The sequence below is a fragment of the Stieleria sedimenti genome, from assembly GCF_025060895.1.
Taxonomy (GTDB): domain Bacteria; phylum Planctomycetota; class Planctomycetia; order Pirellulales; family Pirellulaceae; genus Stieleria; species Stieleria sedimenti.
Genome location: NZ_JANZKV010000331.1, coordinates 1 through 4,618, shown reverse-complemented (window position 1 = coordinate 4,618; position 4,618 = coordinate 1). Strand labels below are relative to the sequence as shown.

The window sequence follows — 4,618 nt, the reverse complement described above, 5'->3', positions numbered from 1 at the left end:
CCCCTCATTCATGTTAACTTTGCGGTATTGGGCTTCAGCCGCCACTCTCGCTGCTCCGCAGCGAGCAGGAGGGCAATGGTTCGAACGGAGGCTTTTTCGCACGGCCCATTCCGATAAACTCGAGGGCTCGACCTATAAAAAAGTCTTTCTGCGCCTTCGCATGCAACGCTTGGCTGTGCTCTATTCTGGTGCACTGACTCGTCAACGTCGAGACGTTTCGTATGGAGGTCAATCGAGATGCGTGAGCGAGACAGATGTTTCTGAATCGAAAACTGGGTACCATCGCGGCACTATGGGGAGTCGCTGGCACCGCTATTCTGCATGGCGTTTTTTCACGCACCGCGCAAGCGTCGACTCACAGGGATTGTGCTCTTGATTTTGATCACCTCGATCGTCGTGCTATTTCGATTCATCCCACAACCTTGGCGCGGCATCTTGGATTTCGGCGTGATCATTGGTCTCAGCTGGGGAATCGTTGCGACGCTGTATTTCTTGGCCAAGTATTGGAGGAGCGCAGACGTTCCGTTTGATGGCGAGGTCGTGGAGTACGGTGATTCCGAATAGCAGATGGAGAGCCTTGCGTCAGTGGATCCTTCGACGGTCGGATCGTTTTTTGAGAATTTCCGCAACTCCCTGTTGCATCGCCTACACACTGTCGGCAACAATGCCTACACCATGTAGTCAGAACGCCGATCGGGAAAGAGTCGATGAAACGAGCCGAGCCACCACCGTTGACCGCCGCGCAGCGGGAGCTGATGGAGATTTTCTGGCAACACGGTGAAGCCACCGTCAGCCAAGTGCGCGAGCAGCTGCAGGACCAGGGCCGCAGCATTGCCCGCAATACGGTCCAAACGATGATCGTGCGCTTGGAAGAAAAAGGCTGGCTGCAACACCGCAAACAGGGCAGGACGTTCGTCTATTCGGCGGTGCGGGAACGCAAACGATCGCTCGGCGTGAAAGTTTCACAATTGGTCGATCGATTCTTTGCCGGCTCGCCCGAGGACATGGTCAACGCGCTGATCGAACACCGCGGTTTGACCAGCGAAGAATCGCAGCGGATTCGCAAGATGATTCAAGACGCAGAACTCGACTCGGGTTCCTCGTCGAATGTGGCAGACAACCCAAGCTCCAAACGCGGCAGACGACGAGGGAAGCAATCATGAACTTCTTTGATCTTGCTTGGGTCGGCAGTTTAATACTGCATGTCACCATGATTCTCGTCGTTGCATCGTGCTTTGATGCAGCCGCCGGTCGGCGTGCGGCGTTTCGGCACTGGATCAATCTCACGGCGATCGTCTTGATCTTGTTCAGTCCAGTGTCGGTCACGATGTTACAGTGTTTTGACCCAGGCTGGCTTGGCGTCAGTTGGGCCGGCCCGTCCCGATCCGACGTTGCACAGCAGCGCGTCGAGACGCCGTCGATTGAGCGATTGATCAGCGTGCCGGATCAAGCATCCACCAACGAAATCCGTCCAGCGGCGACGATCGTTTCGACTCCCCTTGAATTGCGACCCGAGCCGGCGGACCGAATGGATCGGGACAGTCGGGAGGGATTGCTGCCGCCGCCAGCACGGCGGGCCGATGTCGAGACCATGGCGGCGGCACCCACGGTTGGGTCACGAGCGATGGGCTTGTTGCGTGCCCTGACGCCGTTCGCGCTGGCAACATGGTGTTTCGGCAGCTTGGCCCTGCTGCTTCGATTGATCGCCAGCGTGCTGCGAGTGCGTGCGTTATTGCGGGGCGCTCGACCGGTTTCAGATCCGGACACACTGACTGCGTTTGCGGATGTTTGCACTCAACTGCGAACGGACGCGAACCGAATTGCGCTCACCACATCGGAACAAATCGATACACCGATGGCGGCTGGCATTTTTCATCCCCAAATTATTCTGCCCGATGAAATGCCGAGCACCGCGACGGGTCAACAGATTCGTGAGGTGATGGTCCACGAACTGGCGCATGTCGTGCGCCGCGACCAGTTGGTCGTCTTACTCCAACACCTTGCCGCGGCGTTTTACTGGTGGCACCCGCTGGTCCATCGCGTCAACCGTCGGCTTGCTCAGGCCCGCGAGGATGTTTGCGACAATTATGTGTTGGCGGACACCGATGGGACTCAATACAGCCAGACGTTGCTGGACTTTGCGGAGCGTCGCTGTGGACGTTGGGCGCCGAGCAGCGTCGCGGGCCTGTTTTCGTCGCAATGGAAACTCGAACAACGCGTGGCATCGATACTGGACCGGCGACGCAACCGCGACACACGGGTTTCCGCGCGCGGCTGGATTGCCGTTGCGATGGCGACCTGCATTGCAGTCGGACTGGGCAGCCTGGCGTCGATCGCGTGGGCGGCCGAAAATCCACAGACACAAACAAGCCAGCCGGCAGACGACGCCGATGCAGATCCCGGTGACGCTGAGCCGAAGACGCAGATTCAAGGGACGGTGCAAAACGAGCAAGGGCAGCCGGTCGCGGGTGCGACGGTGCTGTTGGTGCATCGGGTCGGCGAAGATCGCCAACTGTTTCGAACGGTTGGAAAGACCGACAAAACGGGGCGTTATCGGTTTGGCGACCTGCCGGTCGAGCCGTCGGAAATGCTCTACATCTCTGCTCGAGTCTATTCACCCGGTTACGCAATCGGTCAGCAAAACCTGTACCGCACTCCACCACAATTCGACCCCATCGAGGTACCGGTCAATCTCGATCTTGATCTCGTGGCAGCCGAAGCCTGCGTGATCAAGGTCGTCGATGAACAAGGCGAATCGGTCGCCGGCGTTTCACTCGAACAACTCAATACCAACGGGGATCACGCCAGCAATCTCTATCTTTCTCCCGAGGACTGGCAAAGATTCGGCCTGGAGCCGCCCCGGTCGGATGCTGCGGGCCAACTGACGATTCCGTCGCTTGACCGATCACGCAACTACGACCTGCGACTGTCGCACCCCGAGTATGCCGCAACACCTCTGTGGAAAGTCGAATTCGGTTCCGAACCACTGCGAGCGGTGATTGAAAAAGGCCATCAGGTTCGCTTTGTCGTCACGAGTGAAAGTGATCCCGATCTGATCGACCAGGCGACGATCGAAGCGACCATCTCGGAAGACGGTGGTCACTCCGTTCTACAATTCGACATCGACGCGACGGGCGTTGTGATGGCGAGGTTGCGCGACAAACACACGACGATCAGGATCGAACACCCAACGCTTGAAGGGTTGCCGTGGTACTTCTACAACACCATGGATTCCGAGTTTGCATTTACCTTGCAACGAACGGGTATCGCCGAGGGAACGGTCGTCCATGCGACCACCGGCGAAGGCTTGCCCGACGTAGGTGTGCAATTCGTCAGAGCCAATCGCGTGATCAAGCAAGTCAGAACCGATGCGGACGGTTCCTATCAGTGCACGCTTGCCGAAGGGGAGTATCTCGCTTCGGTGGCAGAGTCGTCCGGAAAGTGGAAATCGTCCGACACGCAAGTGTCCGTCGACGTCGTGGCGTCGCAAACCGTCTCGATCGATCCGATGACCGTCGAACCGGAGGCTCCGATTCGAGGAAAAGTCGTGCTCGCGTCGGGAGAGGCCGTCCCCGGAGCGATCATCATCCCTGATTTCCGTGATGCGCCAATCATTGCCGATGAAAACGGGCAGTTTCAACTCGAACCCGGCAGACGTGGGCAAACGAGGATTCACGCACTTCACCCCTACCAACGAATCTCCCGTTTCGTCGCTTCCCCGCCCGAAGCGGAAACGCTGCGAATTCAACTTTTACCGGAGGGCGTCATCAACGGCGTGCTGCGTGACGGCACGGGCAAGACGCTGCCCGGCCTGATGGTGGGACTTCGGATCAGGGGTGACAGCGGGAGCCGGCGAGGAGGCTTTCGCACCACATTGCTCCGAGACCTCACCGATGAATACGGCTTTGCACAGTTTGCCGGACTCAGCGAAGGTCTTCAGTATCAATTGATCGCTGAGGGGGAAAGCCGCGCTAGCTTTGGTCAGCGTGCCGAATCAAGCAGCGATTGGTATTCCGTGTCCAACCTGCCGTCGGATTCCGTCGAACTGGAAGTCGGCCCCAAATTGCTGACTGAATTGAGAACGACATCCGCCTACCAAGAAGCACCTCCGCGGATTGAGCCGTTCGGCCCAGCCACATGGATCGGTGAACAGCGGGTCGATGTCGAGGCAACGCAAGGACGTTTCGTCTTGATCTCCTTTGCCTGGCATCCGTCCTACTTGAAGGAGACGCAGCTCTGCAAACAGTTTTACGGTGATCGCGGGTTGGCGGTCGTGGGTGTCTTGACCAGGGTGACTGATTCCGCACTTGACAAACAAACCTTGGAGAAATTTGATTTTCCGATCGCGGTTGACAACCAAGACGCAAGGATTTCTGTGCGCTACGGCCAAGCCGAAGGACTCGGATCCGTTGTCTACGATACCGAGGGCAAGCGGGTACGAACGATTCGGCGGAGCGATAACTTGCTGAGCATCGTCCGTTCGATCATGCTGTATGATGAACGTCTGCCAGACTGAATGGGTATGGTGTGAATCAATGTAGAACCGAATGGCACGGGCATTACTTAAAAGAGATTCCGCACTGTTGGTGTCTGGCCTTTCGCTGCGACGCAGCGACCG

General features: G+C 57.7%; 3 protein-coding genes. All 3 read left to right on the top strand.

The annotated features are described in order from the left end of the window. The first annotated feature begins 372 nt into the window (after nucleotides 1–372). Nucleotides 373–564 (top strand): hypothetical protein, encoded by a 192-nt coding sequence (locus NZK35_RS32675; protein WP_259636726.1) that lies wholly within the window; start codon nucleotides 373–375, stop codon nucleotides 562–564. A gap of 143 nt (nucleotides 565–707) precedes the next feature. Continuing rightward, nucleotides 708–1,163 (top strand): BlaI/MecI/CopY family transcriptional regulator, encoded by a 456-nt coding sequence (locus NZK35_RS32670; protein ID WP_259636725.1) that lies wholly within the window; start codon nucleotides 708–710, stop codon nucleotides 1,161–1,163. Continuing rightward, complete coding sequence (locus NZK35_RS32665; RefSeq protein ID WP_259636724.1) at nucleotides 1,160–4,516, top strand: M56 family metallopeptidase; 3,357 nt, start codon at nucleotides 1,160–1,162, stop codon at nucleotides 4,514–4,516. Before NZK35_RS32670 ends, NZK35_RS32665 begins: the two co-directional genes overlap by 4 nt. Nucleotides 4,517–4,618: the final 102 nt, after the last annotated feature.

Excerpts from the sequence above, each read along its gene's own strand:
- NZK35_RS32670 (WP_259636725.1), top strand. The coding sequence starts at position 708 with ATGAAACGAGCCGAGCCACCACCGTTGACCGCCGCGCAGCGGGAGCTG.
- NZK35_RS32665 (WP_259636724.1), top strand. The coding sequence starts at position 1,160 with ATGAACTTCTTTGATCTTGCTTGGGTCGGCAGTTTAATACTGCATGTC.